The sequence below is a fragment of the Aeromonas sp. HMWF016 genome (assembly GCF_963878195.1).
GTDB lineage: Bacteria > Pseudomonadota > Gammaproteobacteria > Enterobacterales > Aeromonadaceae > Aeromonas > Aeromonas lacus.
The window spans coordinates 1-17,027 of sequence record NZ_CAWNWX010000096.1 but is presented as its reverse complement, the minus strand read 5'-3'; the positions used below and the strand labels follow the sequence as shown (position 1 = coordinate 17,027).

18 protein-coding genes and 2 pseudogenes are annotated in these 17,027 nt (G+C 60.3%); 7 read left to right on the top strand and 13 right to left on the bottom strand.

The features are described from left to right. From AACS24_RS15785 to AACS24_RS15750, 8 genes and pseudogenes are all read right to left on the bottom strand, one after another. A pseudogene (locus tag AACS24_RS15785) lies at nt 1-829 on the bottom strand (homogentisate 1,2-dioxygenase); the annotation flags it as partial. Between the two features lie 181 nt (nt 830-1,010). After that, nucleotides 1,011-2,150, bottom strand: coding sequence for a 4-hydroxyphenylpyruvate dioxygenase (gene hppD / locus AACS24_RS15780; protein WP_108571263.1), 1,140 nt, complete (start codon nt 2,148-2,150; stop codon nt 1,011-1,013). A 225-nt stretch (nt 2,151-2,375) separates the two neighbouring features. Next, nucleotides 2,376-3,074: an HAD family hydrolase gene (locus tag AACS24_RS15775; RefSeq protein WP_108571262.1), complete on the bottom strand. Its 699-nt coding sequence runs from the start codon at nt 3,072-3,074 to the stop codon at nt 2,376-2,378. 7 nt (nt 3,075-3,081) lie between these two features. Further along, nucleotides 3,082-3,735: a TIGR01621 family pseudouridine synthase gene (locus tag AACS24_RS15770; RefSeq protein ID WP_108571261.1), complete on the bottom strand. Its 654-nt coding sequence runs from the start codon at nt 3,733-3,735 to the stop codon at nt 3,082-3,084. Between the two features lie 162 nt (nt 3,736-3,897). Then, nucleotides 3,898-4,590 (bottom strand): ABC transporter permease, encoded by a 693-nt coding sequence (locus tag AACS24_RS15765; protein WP_108571260.1) that lies wholly within the window; start codon nt 4,588-4,590, stop codon nt 3,898-3,900. Nucleotides 4,591-4,593: 3 nt separating this feature from the next. After that, nucleotides 4,594-5,334, bottom strand: coding sequence for an ABC transporter permease (locus AACS24_RS15760; protein WP_108571259.1), 741 nt, complete (start codon nt 5,332-5,334; stop codon nt 4,594-4,596). 159 nt (nt 5,335-5,493) lie between these two features. Then, complete coding sequence (locus AACS24_RS15755) at nt 5,494-6,267, bottom strand: ABC transporter substrate-binding protein (protein ID WP_108571258.1); 774 nt, start codon at nt 6,265-6,267, stop codon at nt 5,494-5,496. Between the two features lie 49 nt (nt 6,268-6,316). Further along, nucleotides 6,317-7,087 (bottom strand): ABC transporter ATP-binding protein, encoded by a 771-nt coding sequence (locus tag AACS24_RS15750; RefSeq protein ID WP_033115996.1) that lies wholly within the window; start codon nt 7,085-7,087, stop codon nt 6,317-6,319. A gap of 533 nt (nt 7,088-7,620) precedes the next feature. Here AACS24_RS15750 and AACS24_RS15745 point away from each other — a divergent pair. Next, nucleotides 7,621-8,523: a lysine exporter LysO family protein gene (locus AACS24_RS15745; protein WP_033115997.1), complete on the top strand. Its 903-nt coding sequence runs from the start codon at nt 7,621-7,623 to the stop codon at nt 8,521-8,523. Between the two features lie 83 nt (nt 8,524-8,606). On the opposite strand, the gene iadA is transcribed toward AACS24_RS15745, so the two are convergent. Next, the gene (gene iadA, locus AACS24_RS15740) at nt 8,607-9,737 is read right to left on the bottom strand and encodes a beta-aspartyl-peptidase (RefSeq protein ID WP_108571300.1); all 1,131 of its coding nucleotides are present in this window, start codon (nt 9,735-9,737) and stop codon (nt 8,607-8,609) included. A 163-nt stretch (nt 9,738-9,900) separates the two neighbouring features. Here iadA and AACS24_RS15735 point away from each other — a divergent pair, with 163 nt between their 5' ends. After that, the gene (locus AACS24_RS15735) at nt 9,901-10,518 is read left to right on the top strand and encodes an acyl carrier protein phosphodiesterase (protein ID WP_108571257.1); all 618 of its coding nucleotides are present in this window, start codon (nt 9,901-9,903) and stop codon (nt 10,516-10,518) included. A 55-nt stretch (nt 10,519-10,573) separates the two neighbouring features. Here AACS24_RS15735 and AACS24_RS15730 read toward each other — a convergent pair whose 3' ends face one another. Both AACS24_RS15730 and arsC read right to left on the bottom strand, forming a co-directional pair. Beyond that, the gene (locus tag AACS24_RS15730) at nt 10,574-10,957 is read right to left on the bottom strand and encodes a DUF2069 domain-containing protein (protein ID WP_108571256.1); all 384 of its coding nucleotides are present in this window, start codon (nt 10,955-10,957) and stop codon (nt 10,574-10,576) included. Further along, on the bottom strand, nt 10,954-11,304 hold the full coding sequence (gene arsC / locus AACS24_RS15725; protein ID WP_108571255.1) for an arsenate reductase (glutaredoxin): 351 nt from the start codon (nt 11,302-11,304) through the stop codon (nt 10,954-10,956). The genes AACS24_RS15730 and arsC overlap by 4 nt, the downstream gene beginning before the upstream one ends. Before the next feature lie 60 nt (nt 11,305-11,364). Between arsC and AACS24_RS15720 the strand changes: the two genes are divergently transcribed. Continuing rightward, nucleotides 11,365-11,847, top strand: coding sequence for a TlpA family protein disulfide reductase (locus AACS24_RS15720; RefSeq protein WP_108571254.1), 483 nt, complete (start codon nt 11,365-11,367; stop codon nt 11,845-11,847). A gap of 92 nt (nt 11,848-11,939) precedes the next feature. Here AACS24_RS15720 and AACS24_RS15715 read toward each other — a convergent pair whose 3' ends face one another. Then, nucleotides 11,940-13,394 (bottom strand): beta-barrel assembly-enhancing protease, encoded by a 1,455-nt coding sequence (locus AACS24_RS15715; protein WP_375124190.1) that lies wholly within the window; start codon nt 13,392-13,394, stop codon nt 11,940-11,942. A gap of 121 nt (nt 13,395-13,515) precedes the next feature. Here AACS24_RS15715 and AACS24_RS15710 point away from each other — a divergent pair, with 121 nt between their 5' ends. From AACS24_RS15710 to AACS24_RS15700, 3 genes are read left to right on the top strand one after another with little or no spacing between them, the layout of a single operon-like run. Continuing rightward, nucleotides 13,516-13,749, top strand: coding sequence for a sulfurtransferase TusA family protein (locus AACS24_RS15710; RefSeq protein ID WP_042029966.1), 234 nt, complete (start codon nt 13,516-13,518; stop codon nt 13,747-13,749). 25 nt (nt 13,750-13,774) lie between these two features. Next, complete coding sequence (locus AACS24_RS15705) at nt 13,775-14,845, top strand: AI-2E family transporter (RefSeq protein WP_108571253.1); 1,071 nt, start codon at nt 13,775-13,777, stop codon at nt 14,843-14,845. A gap of 35 nt (nt 14,846-14,880) precedes the next feature. Beyond that, nucleotides 14,881-15,687 carry a MipA/OmpV family protein gene (locus AACS24_RS15700; protein ID WP_108571252.1) on the top strand — a complete coding sequence of 269 codons (807 nt, stop codon included), beginning with the start codon at nt 14,881-14,883 and terminating at the stop codon, nt 15,685-15,687. A gap of 88 nt (nt 15,688-15,775) precedes the next feature. Here the strand turns inward: AACS24_RS15700 and AACS24_RS15695 are convergent, their stop codons facing one another. Further along, nucleotides 15,776-16,582, bottom strand: a complete 807-nt coding sequence (locus tag AACS24_RS15695; RefSeq protein ID WP_108571251.1) for an alpha/beta fold hydrolase — start codon at nt 16,580-16,582, stop codon at nt 15,776-15,778. A 115-nt stretch (nt 16,583-16,697) separates the two neighbouring features. On the opposite strand from AACS24_RS15695, the pseudogene AACS24_RS15690 reads away from it, so the two are divergent. Further along, nucleotides 16,698-17,027 (top strand): annotated as a pseudogene (locus AACS24_RS15690) (polyphosphate kinase 2); the annotation flags it as partial.

The following is a 17,027-nucleotide window of genomic DNA, read 5'->3' as shown; positions in this document are numbered from 1 at the left end:
TGGCATAGGCCTGCCCCGCCGCAAACGCCTTGGGATGGGGGCCGTGGGTAAAACCGGCGGGGTGAAAGGTGACCATGCCCCGCTCGATATTGTCCCGGCTGAAGAAATCCCCAGCGTGGTAGAAGAGCACTTCGTCGTAATCGTCATTGCTGTGATAGAAGGGCACCTTGAGGGCGCCGGGATCGCTTTCAATGGGGCGAGGCACGAAGGTACAGATGACAAAGCGACTCGCCACAAAGGTGGAGTGGGCCGATGGCGGCAGATGGTAGCGGTGGCTCATCAGCGGGCGGATATCCCGCCAGTTGAGGCGCACCACGCACAAGTCCCCGTGCCAACCTTGCGCATCAAGCGGATTAAAAGGCCAGGTGATGACCGACACCTGATCGTGGCGCTTGACCTGCAGCGACCAGGGGTTTTCATCCTGCTGAGCCAAAAAGCGCTCGTTGATGGCGGGCACATCGAGCGCCGCCGGGTCGAAGATAGCGTGATTGCCCACCAGCCCCTTGTCCGGCAGCTGATAGCTGTCGTTGGTTGCCTCGATCATCAGGATGAACATGGGCAAGCTAGGTTCGATGCGCCACATGGTGCCACGGGGGATCACCACATAGTCGCCATCGCGCAGGGTCAGGTGGCCGTAGTCGCAGAAGAACTCGCCGCCCCCCTCGTGGATAAACAGCAGCTCGTCGCCGTCGGCGTTGCGCACCAGAAACGGCATCGCCTCGGAGAGGCGCCAGATCCGGTAGCGACAGTGGGGGTTGCTGAGAATATCGGGGGCCACCCAGGGGGAGAGCGAGCTCACCTCCTCCTGCAGGGCATTGAGGTCAAACAGCCGTGGCCGCAGCGGCCCCTCCCAACTGCTCCAGTCGGTGGGGGCATGCTTGTGGTGCATGTGGGTAGCGGGGCCGAAAAAGCCGCTGCGCCCCAGTTCACGCTCATAGATGGCCTGTTCCGGCAGATCGGCATGGGCCTGACGGGAGTGGGTCCCCTCCCGATGGGGGAAGCTTATCCAGTTACGCATTGCTTGGATCTCCTTTGCCATGCTCAGCGCCATCCAGCACGCCACGGCGGATCTGGTCCAGCTCGATTGATTCAAACAGCGCCTTGAAATTGCCCTCGCCAAACCCTTCGTTGCCCTTGCGCTGGATGATCTCGAAGAAGACCGGGCCAATCACGGTGTCGGTAAAGATCTGCAGCAGAATGCCATCCTTGGTGGGGGAGCCGTCGATGAGGATGCGCAGCTCTTTGAGGGCCGCCAGATCCTCCTGATGCCCCTCGACCCGGCTGTTCACTTTTTCGTAGTAGGTATCCGGCGTCGGCATAAAGCCGGTGCCGCGGCTGCGCAGGGTACGGATGGTGTGGTAGATATCGCTGGAAGCCATGGCGATGTGCTGGATCCCCTCCCCCTTGTACTGGCGCAGGTACTCCTCGATCTGGGACTTGTCATCCGCCGACTCGTTGATGGGGATGCGGATCTTGCCGCAGGGGGCGGTCATGGCACGGGAGTGCAGCCCGGTCAGCTTGCCCTCGATATCGAAGTAGCGAATTTCACGGAAGTTGCCGATCCGCTCATAGAAGTTGGACCAGACATCCATATTGCCGCGATGGACGTTGTGGGTCAGGTGATCGATCTCGATAAGGCCGGCATCCACCTCCGCCATCCGGGCCTGCCAGTCGGGGTAGAAGACAAAATCCACGTCGTAGATGGAACCCTTGTCGCCATAGCGGTCGACAAAGGAGAGGGTGCTCTCGCCGATACCGTAGATGGCGGGAATATTGAGCTCCATCGGGCCAATCTTGCCGACAAAAGGCTTGGCCCCCTTGGCGATGGCGAACTGCTGGGCCTTGCCCGCATCGCTCACCCGAAACGCCATGCCGCAAACGCTCGGCCCGTGCAGGCTGGCAAACTGCTCTGCCTGGGAGTGAGGCTCGGCATTGACCACGAAGTTGATATCCCCCTGCCGGTAGAGCCAGCACTGCTTGTGTTTGTGCCTGGCGACCTCGGCAAACCCCAGCGAGACGAACAGGCTCTTGAGGGCGGCAATCCCTTTGGCATCGGGGGCTGTGTACTCGACAAACTCGAAGCCGTCCGTTCCTAACGGATTCGAGCTCAGCGGATTGATGGTATGAGTGGCGGAAGAGGTGGCATTCATCGGGCGCTCCTTGCTCTTGATTCGGTTAAAACGGATTGCGGCACGCAGCGGCGCAGCAAGTGTTAACAACTTGTTTCATTAGAGGCAGGGCGTAGCAGGAAGAGAAGAGGCGGGTCGCAGATAGTTCTGCGGGCCTGGTGGGCAAAGGATGTAAAAAGATTGTGACATTGAGGCCGCAGCCTTGCGGATCAACCTGTGACGACCCGCATGGCTGTCAGCTTTGGCTTACAGTTGCCAATTCTTAACCATCAGATGGGGCAAGCGGGCCCGGGCTTTTTCCAGTCGAGCAGGAGTGGGATTGATCAGCCACCCCTGCTCCCCCAAGCCCAGCAGCGGCAGATCGTGCAGGCTGTCGCTAAGCGCCAGCTCGGTATCGAGAGCACAGATCTCGGGCAACAGCTTGTGCTGACCGTGGCAATAGAAGCGAGGCATCAGACCGCCTAACCGGTAATGCATCCGCGAACCTATGGTGCGATAAGGCAAGTTTGCAGGCCGTTGCAGAGCAAGCTGGGCCCGTACCAGCGCCCGCGGGCTGGCGGAGAGCACCCAGCAGCGATGCCCTTCTTCTTCAAGCAGCCGATGCGCCTCGCGAAAGAGCCCCGGACGAGTGTGGCAGTAGGCACGCACCAGCTTGCGCCAACCGAGGGGAGAGAGCCCCAACGTGATGGCCCACCAGATAAGGGAGATACCGCGCCGCCGCTGGCTGGGAACAAGATAGACCACCCCACCCAGCGCAATCACCGGCAACAGCAGCAGCGGCCAGATCCGGCGGCGAAGGATATAGCGCAGCAGACCGGCGTGGCTGTCGCCGGGAGCCAGAGTGTCGTCAAAGTCGGCAAGGATCCAGCGCGGTGCCGCCCCGCGCTCTCGATTCCCCCCGCCCTCTTTCGGCACCACTGGTTCAGCAGGCGAGCAGCTTATCATGGGAGCCTCAAAGCGCAAGAGCGGCAATCGCGGCGGTCAGCTCGGGGGTGACAAACTCGGTCCCCTGCGTGGGTGGGCAGACAAAATCGAACGGCTCGCCCGCCAGCGTGAAGCTGAGCCGCCAGGCATGCAGATAGCCGCGATCGGCTGACGTACCGCCATAGCGCTCATCCCCGAGAATGGGGGCGCCGATGCTTTTGAGGGCAACCCGGATCTGGTGGGTCTTGCCGGTCTGCGGCTTGATGCGATAGAGCCGCAGCCCCTCGCGCACCGAGACAGAATCGAACCAGCTGATGGCGGGGTTTTCCAGCGTGCGCGTCAGCATCCAGCTGCCGCCGCGCCCCTTTTGCATATCCCCCTTCACCCAACCCTGCTTCTTCTTCGGTTTGCGATCGGAGAGCGCCAGATACTGCTTGCTCACCTCGCGGGCCGCAAAAGCCATGCTCAGCTCGCGATTCGCTTCTGTGGTGCAGGCCAGCAGCACCAGCCCGGAGGTCATCTTGTCCAGCCGGTGCACCGGATAGAGGGTCAGACCCGTATCGGCCTTCACCCGATTGACCAGCCCAGGCTCAGTCTCTTCTCCCTTCTCGTCATGCATACCAATCCCAGGCTGCTTGTCGATAACCAGAAAATCGGCGTGTTGAAACAGGATCCGGTACATAACACCTCGGGGGACAGGAAAAAGGCCAGCAACCGGCACGCAGGCTGCTCTCGGGCAGGCATTGTCCCTGCTCGGCCACCATTTGGCAAACGGCCGATGGCGATTGCCGGGCGAAAAAAAGCCCCGTCGACGTGGCGGGGCTTTTCATCTGGCGTTAACCGGTCACACACTGCGCGGGCGCAGATGGGCGTGCCAGCGCGCTTCCCACTTCTTGAACAGCCAGACGATGACAAAGGTGAGCAGCATATAGAGCAGCCCGGCAGTCAAAAACGCCTCGAACGGACTGTAGTAGCGGGAGTTGATGATCCGCGCCGCACCGGTCAAATCGACGATGGTGATGATGCCCGCCACCGCCGAACCCTGCAGCATGAAGATCACCTCGTTGCTGTAAGCCGGCAGTGCCCGACGAAACGAGTTGGGCAAAATGATCCGGGTCAGGGTCTGCCAGCGGGTCATACCAAAGGCGTTGGCTGCCTCAATCTGGCCGCGCGGCATATTGTGTACCGCCCCGCGCACGATCTCGGCGGTATAGGCGGCGGTATTGAAGGTGAAGGCCAGCAGGGCGCAGAACCAGGCCTCGGAGAAGAGCGACCAGGCGGCACTGTTCTTTAGCCACTCCCACTGGGCGGCGCCGTAGTAGATGATAAAGAGCTGCACCAGCAGCGGGGTGCCGCGAAAGAAGTAGATATAGGCCCAGATCGGCCCCTTGATCAGCCAGTTGCGACTGTTGCGCAGGATGCCCATGGGCACCGCCAGCATCAGACCGAGGAGTAGAGAGAGAGCCACCAGCCAGACGGTGGTATAGAGCCCCTCCCAGTAGGTGGGCCACTCTTGGAGAATGATTGAGAAATCCATGGCTTACCTCGTCTTTATCGCATAGTGGCGCTCGGCCCACTTGAGCGCCGAGGTGGAGACTGCGGTGAAGATCAGGAAGATCAGCGCCACCGCCATGTAGAAGGTGAAGGGTTGCTGGGTTGAGCCCGCCGCCAGCGAGGCTTTGCGCACCATGTCATCAAGGCCGATGATGGAGACCAGCGCGGTGGTTTTCAGCAGCACCAGCCAGTTGTTGCCAAACCCCGGCAGGGCGTGGCGCATCATCTGGGGGAAGAGGATCCGCACAAACACCTGGGTTGCACGCATGCCAAAGGCGCGTGCGGCCTCCAGCTCGCCTTTGTCTACTGCCAGAATGGCGCCGCGAAAAGTCTCGGTCATGTAGGCGCCGAAGATAAAGCCAATGGTCGCCACCCCGGCCACAAAGGGGCTGATGTCGATATAGTCCGGGAGCAGAGAGACCCACTCCTGATTGGGATTGCTTTCAAGTAAAAAGCTATTGTAGGTCTCGTTGACCCAAGTGCAGATGCCGTTGATCAGCACCTGGCCACCAAAGAAGAGCAGCATCATCAGCACCAGATCGGGGATGCCGCGAATAATGGTGGTGTAGCCGGTAGCAATGGCCCGGGCCCACTTGTAGGGAGATAGTTTGGCCAGCGCCCCCAGCATCCCCAGCAGCAACGCCAGCAGCAGGGAGGCCAGCGCCACTTCCAGGGTGACCCAGGCCCCCTCCAGCAGCGAGGCTTCGTATCCTTTCAAATCAAACATGGGCAGCTCCATTGCAATTAATAGGGCCCATTGCTCCACACGGAGAGCACGGGCCCCGGGACTACTGACGAGGTGAGCCGATCGGCTTGTTACTTGTCGTTGAGCAAAACGCCACAAGTCCCTCACCCAGCCCTCTCCCAAAGGGAGAGGGAACTGCCTTTACTCGCCGTACACGTCGAACTCGAAGTACTTGTCGTTGATTTCCTTGTACTTGCCGTTGGCACGCAGCGCCAGAATGGCGGCGTTGAATTTCTCTTTCAGATCCTTGTCAGCCTTGCGCACCGCAATACCGGCCCCCTCGCCAAACCACTTGGGATCGGTCAGTTTCGGGCCGACGAACTCGTAGGCATCGCCCCCTTCCTTCTTCAGCAGACCGTCGGTGATAGCGGCAGAGTCGGCCATCACATAGTCGACACGACCGGATTTCAGATCGAGATAGGCTTCATCAGCAGTACCGTAACGCTTGATGGTGGCATTGGGGAAGTTGTCGGTAATAAAGGTATCCATGGAGGTGGCACGTTGCACCGCCACGGTTTTCCCATCCATGAAGGCCTTGTCGAGCTTGACTTCGGTGCCCTTCTTGGCGGCAAAGCGAGCCGGAATGTGCTGGTACTTCTGGGTGAAGTCCACCTTCTTCTTGCGCTCTTCGGTGATATCCATGGTGGCGATGATGGCGTCAAACTTGCGCGACAGCAGCGCCGGAATGATGCCGTCCCAATCCTGTTTGATCAGGGTGCACTTCACCTTCATCTCTTCGCACAGGGCGTTGGCGATGTCGATATCAAAACCTTTCACCTCGCCACTGGGCTCGGTCCAGGAGAAGGGGGGATAGGCACCCTCAACCCCGATCCGGACCTCTTTCCACTCCTTGGCCATCAGGCTACCGGACGCGAGGGCAGTGACTACGGCAGTCGCCAGCATCAGCTTGTTCATGTATCTCTCCTTGATAAAACAGTTGATTGGGTAACTCGACATTCCGCCATCAGTAGATGGAGGAGATGAATTGCTTGAACCGCTCGGATTTGGGATGGGCAAAAATCTCTTTGGGGTTGCCCTCCTCCTCCACTCTGCCCTGATGCAGGAACATCACCTTGTTCGATACATCGCGGGCAAATGACATCTCGTGGGTCACCACCAGCATGGTGCGCCCCTCTTCGGCCAGCTCGCGCATCAGGCCGAGAACTTCTCCCACCAGCTCGGGATCGAGCGCCGAAGTGGGTTCATCAAAGAGCATCACCTCGGGCTCCACCGCCAGCGCACGGGCGATGGCGGCACGCTGCTGCTGACCGCCGGAGAGGTGACCCGGGTAGTAGTCGCGCCGCTCCCAGAGTCCAACCCGGTTGAGCAGCTGCTCCGCCTTGGCGATCGCCTCGGCACGGGGCACCTTGAGCACCTGGATCGGCACTTCGATGATGTTCTGCATGATGGTCATGTGCGACCAGAGATTGAAGCTTTGGAAAACCATCGCCAACCGGCTGCGAATGCGCTCAACCTGACGCATATCTTCCGGCAACCGTTCGCCGGAACGGCTGGTTTTCATCCGGATCAGTTCGCCATGGAGGGAGACGCTGCCGGATGAGGGGGTTTCCAACAGATTGATACAGCGCAGAAAAGTCGACTTCCCCGAGCCCGAGGAGCCGATAAGGGAGATGACATCCCCCTTGTGGGCAGTCATGTCGATGCCCTTGAGCACTTCGTGGGTGCCAAAATATTTGTGCAGATCACGTACTTCCAGTGCGGCAACGTCGCTCATCCATTACAACCTTGTCTGTCCCTAGACGCCGCAGGGGCGTGACTCCACCATCGCCAACTTAACAAAAATTTAACCGATGGTAACCTTCAGCGAAAATATCACCCGGATAGTGAAAAAACAATATGGAACGCGGGGATCCTGGTTAATCGCTCTATTTTTATTCGACTATCACGTATTTTTCAGCACTTTGTTTGCATAAACAGCCGTTTCATCGGCGTTTGGAATACCGCCTTTTTATACCCCAATCATGGCCGTGGCAAGAGAAAAACCACATTCGGCCCGTAACGACTCCAAAATGGCTTTATGCAGCTACTACCCATGCAGATTCTGGCTGGAGCGAATGGATCAAACTGATTTTATTGGCCCCTTGTCAGGAAGCTGCGTTCCCCTTCGCACACCCCACATCAAGCTGAAAAGTAACAACTCCCTAATAAATGGCCCCGACACCCCATTGAAAGCGAGAGAAATGTGACACAGAGCCAATAAGTAATGATAAGGTGGGATTTTTATCAGTTTTTGTGATCGAGGCCCCGATGTTGCTCAATGTCTTGCTGATCCTGTTGCCACTGGTGATCGGCTATCTGGTTCCCCTCTCCTCCGCTCGATTGATCAAGCTGGTCAATCAGGGGCTGGGCAAGATGGTCTACCTCATTCTCTTTCTGATGGGGCTGGGACTTGCCTATGTGGAGAACCTTGGCAGCAACCTCGCCGTCATCTTCAAAGTGGCCGGGATCATGCTCGGCGCCATTACCCTCTGCAACCTGCTGGCCCTCTGGTGGCTCGACAAGCGCTCGCCGCCGACCCATGCCGCCAGCGATGCCAAAATGCCGAGCAAACTCCATCTCCTGTGGGAGTCGCTGCAGCTCTGCTTTGTGGTACTGGGCGGTGTGCTGCTGGGTCTGCTGGTAGATCTGCGCGCTCTGCCCATCGACAAGTGGAGCGAGTGGGCGCTGATGCTACTGCTCTTTCTGGTCGGGGTGCAGATGCGCAACTCCGGCATGCGGCTGCGCCAGATCCTGCTCAACCCCTGGGGAATGAAGATCGCCGCCACCGTCATTGTCAGCAGCTGGCTCGGCAGCCTGCTGGCGGCCCAGTTGCTGGACATGCCGATGGCTCACGGGCTGGCGCTGGGATCGAGTTTCGGCTGGTACTCGCTCTCCGGTATTCTGGTGGCCGACAAGCTGGGGCCTGTGCTTGGCTCGGCCGCCTTTATCAACGATCTGGGGCGCGAGCTTATCGCCATCCTGATCATTCCGATCCTGATGCGGCGTCACCCCTCGGCCGCCATCGGCTATGGCGGCGCCACCGCTCTCGACTTCACCCTGCCGGTCATCCAGAAGTCGGGGGGCATCACAGTCGTGCCAGTGGCCATCGTCTCCGGCTTTATCCTGAGCCTGCTCGGCCCCATCCTGATCCTCGGCTTTCTGGCTATCTAGGCAGCCTCTCCCCAACAAAAAGCCCGACACAGTTGTCGGGCTTTTTGTTGGCAAATGGATGCGCGCAATAAATCACTGCAAGCTCAGCTACGCCACTGACCACCGCTCATCACCCGCGCAATAGCCAGCGAAGGCGACTTGATCAGCAGCAAGTCGGCATCCTGACCGACCTCGATCCGCCCCTTGCTGCCAAGCCCAAGCGCCTGCGCCGGGTTGGCGCTCACGACCGCCAACGCTACCTCAAGCGGTACCCCGAGCTGGCAGGCACGAACGCACTCCTGCCACAAGCTGGCAATCTGGCCGCAGCGCATCTCGATAAGGCGCCCCTCGCCATCAAAGCGAGGCAGACTGGCGTTTGCATCGGAGCTGAAGCTGATGCGATCGGCCGGTACGTTGGCGGCCAACAGCTCCACCAGCGCATCGGCCGCCAGCCGTTCGCCATCCTCAACCAGATCAGGAAAGCTGGAAGTGGTGAGATCGACCCAGCCTCCCGCCTTGCCCCATTCGATCGCCTCGGCGAAGAGCCAGGGATTGCGGTTGCAGTGGGTGGGATAGAGCTGGCGCAGCGGAATATCGGTCTTGTCGCGCAGCGCCCGCAGTGGCGCCAGTGCGCCCTGACCATCGCCAAGATGAAAGAAGCTGACCCCGCTCTTGCCCGCGAGCAACCCGGCCACCCGTGCCTCGCTCACCAGACGGGCAAGCTCGTCGTGGGTTGGTGCGCTGGATCTGTGGTCGCTGATGGCCACCTCCCCCACCCCCAACACTTCAGGGATCAGGATGATGTCGGACTCTACCGTGCCGGTGATGCTCTTGACCGGCAGATGGTAGGAGCCGGTATACATAAAGGCATTCACGCCGGCGGCGCGAAATTCACGCACCTTGCCGAGTACCTGAGCCGGCGAGCGGGTCAGGCTGTCAGTACCAAGCGCTGCCACCAGAGTGGTCACCCCGGCATTGAGCGCCTCGCTCGCCGCCAGTTCAGGGGTACGAAAGGCAAAGCCCCCCTCACCACCGCCTCCCGTGATATGGGCCAGCGGATCCACCATACCGGGCACCAGATAGTGACCCCGTCCATCGACACGCATCAGTGGCCAGTCGGCGGGCACACTCATCCCCTTGCCCATCCAGGCGATACGGCCATCCGCCACCAGCAGATCCTGCTGGCCAAGGTAGGCAGGGCTGAAAATTTCGGCCCCCTCGATCAGGGTCAACATCATGGTTACTCCTCGCTCAATCCCGTGACATGCCATCAGGCAGATGAACTATTTACCCACTATTGGCGCGCCGGTGAAAGCACTTCCTGAACAAGACTTTCATGAGAGATGGAAGATCCGCTACTCTCAGCGGCACTATCCGTTAGCAGGCCCCGCTTTCATCATGAACTTTCTGGCTCACCTTCATCTGGCCGCCCACACCGGAAGCTCCCTCACCGGCAACCTGCTGGGGGATTTTATCAAAGGGCCACTGCCCACGGGCCTTGCCGCACCGTTTGACGAGGGGATCTGGCTGCACCGCAAAATTGATGCCTTCACCGATGGCCATCCCGAGCACAAGGCGGCCGTCGCCTGTTTCGAGGCCCCCTGGCGCCGCTTTGGCGGCATAGTGGTGGATATGCTCTACGACCACTGGCTGAGTCAGCACTGGGCTGCATTCAGCGCGGATACCCTGCCCCGTTTTCTAGCGCAGAGCTATGGCCAGCTGCTGGCTGACCACCGTGTTTTACCAGAGGGATTGCCGCTCCCCCTCAAGCGGATGGCCGAGCAGAACTGGATCGCCTCCTATCAGCGCAAGGAGGGGCTGGCGCAGGCCCTCAATGGTATTGGCCGCCGGCTGCGCCGCCCGATGCCGCTGGGCGATGCGCTACTCACTCTCACTGAAGGTCAATGGCAAGGGTGCGAAGCAGGCTTTCTGCGCTTCTACCCGCAACTGATGAGCCACAGCGTGCAGCAGCTGGCCCTGATCCGGGCTGATTCGGGTCTGGTACCACCGCCATAAAAAAACGCCCCTTGCGGGGCGTTCTTCATCACGTAGCTTCACGTTACTTCTTGCATTACTTGGCTTCGTCTTTCTTCTTGCGAATGCTGAGGCCCAGTTCGCGGCCACGCAGACGGGCGTAGTAGATGGTGCCGACAAAAGCGAGGGTAGTGAACAGCAGCTCCACCACCGCCAGCCAACGCTCCCCCTCATCCGTGGTGATCAGGGTCAGGGCATGCAGGAAGTAGGGCATCAGCACGAAGTTGCCCCAGGCGTGGGTATAGGGGTTGCCCTGCACTATCCCCTTGAGGGGGAAGAGCAGCGGCACCGTCCAGATCACCGGCAACAACCAGGGGTTGAGGTCAGGATGAGGCGAGAGCCACAGATGCCAGAGGATGACCCAGCCCAGCAGACCAAAGAAGCCGACCAGAGTCAGCAGACGGGCAAAGCGGGTGCTCACTTGAGGATCTCCAGCACCAGCTCCGGCGGGCGACCAATGCGGGCCTGACCGTTTTTGATGACGATGGGGCGCTCGATAAGCTTGGGATGCTGGTGCATGGCACGGATCAGGTCGTCGCCATTCACTTCAGCGAGGCCCAGCTCCTTGTAGAGATCTTCCTTGGTGCGCATCAGCTGGCGCGGGTCGCTAAAGCCAAGCAGGGTCAGCAGCTTGCGGATCTCCTCTTCGCTCGGGGCCTGCTCCAGATAGAGCACCACATCAGGGGCGATCCCGTGCTGTTCCAGCAGCGCCAGGGTTTCACGGCTCTTCGAGCAGCGCGGATTGTGGTAGATTTGGGTCTCGCTCATGGTAACTCCCTGATTAATCGCAAGATGGGACAAGAAACGGCGCTATTGTAGGGGAAACTGATGGTCAGGGTAAGCGGCAGTGGAAAGGAATTGAAACGAATTTGTTGGCTGATTGTGGCCGGCCTGCTGGGCGCCTGCACGCCCGCCCCCGAATTTACCGACGCGGCGGGGCAAAGGGTGGCTCTTGACCACTTTGCCGGCAAGCCGCTGCTGGTCAACTACTTCGCCCCCTGGTGCGCCCCCTGCCTGCGGGAGATGCCGCACCTCAACGTTCTGGCTGCCGAGGGAGAGATCGCCGTGGTGGCGATCAACTACGACCCGACCACCCCGGCAGAGCTGGACAAGCTGGCCGCGCAGTACCACATCAAGGTGCCGCTCCTTATTGCCAATGAGGATGCCAGGCTCCCCTTCCCTCGCCCAAGCGGGCTACCCACCAGCTACCTGCTCGATAGTGAGGGCAAACTCAAGCAGACGCTGGTCGGTGAACTGGGGCAATCGCAGATCGATACCCTCAAGGCATCCATCAGGCATCCGGGCAACTGAGCGCCCCACAGTGCGCAGAGCTGTTTCTCTAGCTCCCCATAAACAACAAGGGCGCACCAGAGTGCGTCCTTGTTGCTGGCAATCGCCTCTCGTCACCCCTTGAGGCTGTCGAGATCCTTCTTGGCCCGCTCCAGCTCGGTGATACGCGCCTCCAGTCGGGCCAGAGTCATCCGGTCACTGGTGGTGCCGCGCGCCACGATCAGCTCGTCGATGGCCGCCTGATAATCACCGCGCAGGGAGAGGATTTCAGCCCGCGCCATGTGCAGCTCGGTCATTCTGCCCGCCTTGCGATAGGCGTCGGAGAGCAGGTTCCAGGCCAGATTGTTCTCCTCATGCGCGCGGGCATAGGGGTCGAGGATGGCGATGGACTTTTTGTAGTTGCCGCTTTCGAGATAGGCGTTGCCAAGGTTGACCACCACCACCTCGTTGTCCGGCATCTGGCTGCGGAACTTCTCGAGGCGCGCGATGGCCTGGGCACTGCGCCCCTTGGCCAGATCGATGTCGGTCTGGGCATCGACGATAAAGAGATCTTCCGGATGGCGGGAGGCCAGCTCCTTCATCAGCGTGTCCGCTTCGTCGGTGCGTTTGAGCTGGATCAGCGCCAGCGCCTTGCCGTAGATGGCGGCATCCTTGAGCGGATAATCCCCTTTCTGGATCCGGCTATCGAAGTAACTCAGCATCCCCTGCGGGGTATCTGTGCCATAGCGCACCTGAATGCGCACCTTGGCCAACCAGAAATCGAGGCTCGGCGGCAAGTCGCGGCGGCCATAGCTGCTCGCCCGGGCGCGCGCCTCGCTGATCCGGGTCTCCGGCAGCGGGTGAGTCAGCAGCATTTCAGGCGGCTTGCTGGCATAGCGATACTCGGCAGCCAGTTTCTGGAAGAAGTTGGCCATCCCCATGGGATCGAAACCGGCATCGTAGAGGGTCTTCATGCCGATTCGGTCCGCTTCGTATTCGTTGTCGCGGGTGTAGTTGATGGCAGACTGCATGGAGAGCCCCAGCGTGGTCTGCAACGCGGCAATACCGGCAGTCGGGTTGATCACCGCCAGTGCGATGGAGCCTACCAGACCGGCCAGAGTCACCGCCGAGCTGCTTGCCTGCGCTTCCATATAGCGGGCGATGTGGCGCTGGGTCACGTGGGTGATTTCGTGGGCCAGAACCGAGGCAAGCTCGCTCTCGCTGTCGGCGTAGAGGAAGAGGCCGGTATGCACCTTGACTCGCCCGCCAAGGAAGGCGGCCGCGTTGATGCTGGGGTCATTGATGAGGAAGAAGGTAAACGGGAAACGCACCCCATCGGCGTTGGAGAGCAGGCGCTGCCCCAGATCGTCGATATATTGGCTCAACACGGGATCATCGATGATCGGCAAACCGGCACGGGCAAAGCGCATGAAGGCGTTGCCGTAGCGCACCTCCTGCTCGATGGGCAGGGCCGATACCCCGGCGGTGCCTATGTCGGGAAGCTGATTGTTCGCCTCGGCATGAAACGTGGCGCCCATCAGGGAAGCCAGCAGGGGAAGTGATGCCATCAGGGGGGAAAAGCGTGCCACGTTATCTCTATCTCCATCAGAAAGGGCCTCGGCAGAATACCCTTGCCCATCAAGGGCTACAAGCGTTGTTTCATGCTCTTATCACGGCCATAATAGCGGCCATCTGCGTGATGGAGCCCCCATGGAATATCTCGACCTGACCCCCTGGCGCTGTCCCGAGCCGCTGATCCGGCTCAAGCTCTGGTTACGGGAGGCCAAAACCGGTCAAACCGTCACCATACGGCTGGCCGATGCGGGCTCCCGGCAGGATATTCCGGCCTATCTGCAGCGTCTTGGCCACGGGGTCATTCTCACCCCGGAGCCGGACAATACCCTCTCTTTGCAGCTGGTTGTCGGGGCGACACAGCCATCTTGAGCCCCTGTCGTGTAAGGATGCAGTCATGTTAGAAGTCTTGAAGCGCTGGTATCAGACCCGGTTCTCCGATCCCGATGCCGTTACCCTCTTCCTGTTGCTGGTCTTCTGCTTTGCCATCATCTGGCTGTTTGGCGATCTGCTGGCCCCCCTGCTGGTGGCGCTGGTGATGGCCTATCTGCTGGAGTGGCCGGTAGCCCGGCTGCAAAAGACGGGGCTGTCGCGCACCTTGGCTACTAGCGTCATTCTGATCCTCTTTATTACGGTGGCGGTCGCCTCCCTCCTGGGCCTTATCCCGACGCTGGTCAGTCAGGGGATCAATCTGGCCAAAGAGGCGCCGGCCATGCTGACCCACGCTCAGGATTATGTCCGCACCCTGCCCGACCGCTATCCCGAGCTTATCGATGTCAGTCTGGTGGAGACCGTCATCGACAATATCCGCCAGCGTATTCTCAGTGGCGGCGAGCATCTGGTGAGCGCCTCTCTCAGCTCGCTGGTGAACGTGGTGGCCATCATGATCTACCTGATCCTGGTGCCGCTGATGGTCTTTTTCATGCTCAAGGACAAGCGGGTCTTGATGGGTAGCCTGCGCCGCTTCCTGCCGCGCAACCGCACGCTGGTCAACCGGGTGTGGGTCGAGATGAACAACCAGATCATCAACTACATCCGCGGCAAGGTGATCGAGATCCTGATCGTCGGCATCGCCACCTATGTCCCCTTCGCCCTGATGGGACTGCGCTACTCGGTGCTGCTGGCGGTCGCGGTCGGCTTCTCGGTGCTGATCCCCTACATAGGCGCCGCCGTGGTGACGGTGCCGGTGGCCATGGTCGCCCTGTTCCAGTGGGGCCTCACCCCCGAGTTCGCCTGGTTGATGGTGGCCTATCTGGTCATTCAGGCCCTCGATGGCAACCTGCTGGTACCGGTGCTCTTCTCGGAAGCAGTCAACCTCCATCCGGTGGCCATCATCATCGCCGTGCTGGTCTTTGGCGGTCTGTGGGGATTCTGGGGGGTCTTCTTCGCCATTCCCCTCGCCACCCTGGTCAAGGCGGTGATCAATGCCTGGCCAAAACGCGAAGATCTGCCGAGCCCCGCGAAATAACCCACTTCCCATGCAATCGTGACAACGGAGTGTCCATGACCTTTTTTCGTCAAATCAGAGCGGCAGGGCTGACGGCCCTGCTCCTCGCTGCCGCCCTGCCAGCTCGCGCCGATATCGATCTTGGCTCCATGGATCTGCTCACCAGCGACAATCCCTCCAGCCCGGTGCCACAAGGTTTTGTCGCCGGTACGGCGCTCATCGGGGGACAAGCCCGCTATGAGGCGCAGGATAATGCCACCTACGCCATCCCGGGCTTTATCTACTTCGGTAAGCAGTTCATGTTTCTCGGCGATCGGGCGCGCTACTACTTCCACAAGGATGAGAACGTCGCCCTGTATGGCTATGGCCGGGTGCGTTTTGGCAATCTGGATCCCGAGGATTCTCCCGCCTTCAGCGGCATGGAACAGCGCAAATGGCAGCTGGAAGGCGGGATCGGTGGCAACATCATCACTCCCTACGCCCTGCTGACCGTGCGGGCCAACAGCGATATCACCGGTCGCAGCAAGGGTCAGGAACTGCTGCTGTGGGCTGACTTCCCCATTCAGCGCGACAACCTGCTCATCATGCCGGGGATGGGGGTGATGCTGCGCAGCGACAAGATGGCCAACTACTACTTCGGCGGCATCTCCGAGAGCGAGGCCACCGCCCAGCGTCCAGCCTGGGATACGGGGTCAACCCTCTCCCCCATGGCGGCGCTCATCACCAGCTACCGCTTCAGTCCCAACTGGATTGGCATGTTTGCCATGAACTACGAATGGTATGATCGGGACATCAAAAACAGCCCCATCGTCCAGCACGACGGCGAACTCTATGCGGGATTTGCCTTGGGCTATATCTGGTAAAGGTGATGCGCCGTGAGATACGAACAAACAAAAGGGAGCCCTCGGCTCCCTTTTTCACGACCGCCCTCAGGCTGGTAGTAGAGCCTACTCAGGCTGATAGCGCCGCCAGAAACCCGCTCAGCTGCTGATTGACGAAGGCCGGATTTTCCAGCGACGAGATGTGGCCGGCCGCCGGGATCTCCCTGAATGGGCAACCCAGTGCCTCGGCCATCAGATAGCCCTCCAGCACCGGGCGCGCCTTGTCCTCGCAGCCGGTCATCACCAGCGCAGGCACCGTCATCTCTTCCAGCCACTCGATGCGATCTTCGCGGGTCACAAAACTACGCCCCACCACCACCATGGCGGCAATCTTATCCTTTGGCCAAGCGGCAAGGCGCGCCTTGAAATCGGCCAGCAAGGCAGCATCGGGCTGGTTGGCAAAGAAGATGGGTGCCACCTGTTCGATGATGGGCGCCGGCACGGTGCCGAGCTGTTCGATCATGGCCAGCATGCCGAGGTAGCGCTCACAGGTGATCTGCGGCTCGAGGCCAACGAAGCTGTCCATCAGCACCAGTCCCTTGAGGCGAGCTGGAGCCATGCGCGCCAGCTCCACGCCCCACATGCCGCCGATGGAGAGGCCCACCAACACGAACTCGTCGACCCCGAGGGCATCAAGCAGCGCCAGATGATCGCGCGCCAGGGTTGCCAGCGTGCAGGCGCCTTCCGGAAGAACATCGGAATCACCGTGGCCCCACAGCTCGGGAACGATGCAGCGATAGCGGCTCTTGAGCGCCTCGATTTGCGGCGCCCACATGGCGCTGTCCCACAGGTAGCTATGGCCAAACAGCAGTACCGGCCCTTGCCCTTCATCCAGATAGGCCATCCGGCGGCCCGCTATCTCCATAAATTGCTTCATGTTCTCTCCTGTTGCCAACTTCCGGGGCGGCAGTGTAACACGTCCCCCTTGGCAGTCGACTCTCCCTGGTGCAAGCTGAAGTGACGGCAAGAAGGGACTCAAAAAGGAGAAGAAGATGCCGAAGGACAAGAGCAAGAAACGGCCACGTCTGGACAAGAAATGTTATGAACACCACCTTGCCCATCTGCAGGAGGAGCTGGTCAAGCTGCAGGAGTGGGTCAAGCAGGAGGGGCTCAAGGTGGTGGTGCTGTTCGAGGGACGGGACGCCGCCGGCAAGGGGGGCGTCATCAAGGCGATCACCGAGCCCCTCAACCCCCGGGTCTGCCGTGTGACGGCGCTGCCCGCCCCCTCAGACAGAGAGCGCTCCCAGTGGTACTTTCAGCGCTATGTCGCCCACCTGCCCGCTGCTGGCGAGATGGTGCTGTTTGACCGCTCCTGGTACAAC